Source organism: Rahnella perminowiae, assembly GCF_019049755.1.
Lineage (GTDB): Bacteria > Pseudomonadota > Gammaproteobacteria > Enterobacterales > Enterobacteriaceae > Rahnella > Rahnella perminowiae.
This window is the reverse complement of sequence record NZ_JAFMOS010000062.1, coordinates 1-540: the sequence shown is the minus strand read 5'-3', so window position 1 is coordinate 540 and position 540 is coordinate 1. Positions and strand designations below refer to the sequence as shown.

1 protein-coding gene is annotated in these 540 nt (G+C 38.3%); it reads left to right on the top strand.

Features of this window, described 5'->3' with window-relative positions:
• A partial coding sequence (locus J1785_RS00310) for a GNAT family N-acetyltransferase (RefSeq protein ID WP_217218524.1) occupies positions 1–432 on the top strand: 432 nt, incomplete at its 5' end.
• Positions 433–540: the final 108 nt, after the last annotated feature.

Here is a 540-nt window from a genome sequence, read left to right as displayed (position 1 = left end):
ATCTTGGAGCACTGCGGCGGTGATTCAATGGTTGTGCACGGCGAAGAGTTTATTCTTACCTCGCTTCCTGTATTTGTGTGTAGCAAAGATGATGAGGTTTACGGGTTTTGCATTTTTAAAGAAAATGAAAAATATATTGAAATTATTGCGCTAAATGCATTAACACCTGGGAAAGGGATTGGCAGCGTGCTGATCGGCGAAGTCATACGCTATGCCAAGGCTAATGGTAAGTTTCAAATAAAACTCACGACGACAAATGAGAATGTGGGAGCCATTACTTTTTACAAAAAAATGGGTTTCGAACTCTATGCTGTAGATGCTGGTGCTGTCACCAGGGCAAGGTTAATCAAACCCTCAATCCCGTTATTTAGCGATCAAGGTATTCTAATCAAAGACGAACTGAATTTTTCATTTTCATGCGGTAATGAATAACATTGAATTTATTGAGTTTCTATCCATGGTCTAGGTAAGTAAGACAACTTTGTATACCCTTATTTATTACGCTACACTGAAACGATTAAATAGTGCACTACTTAAATG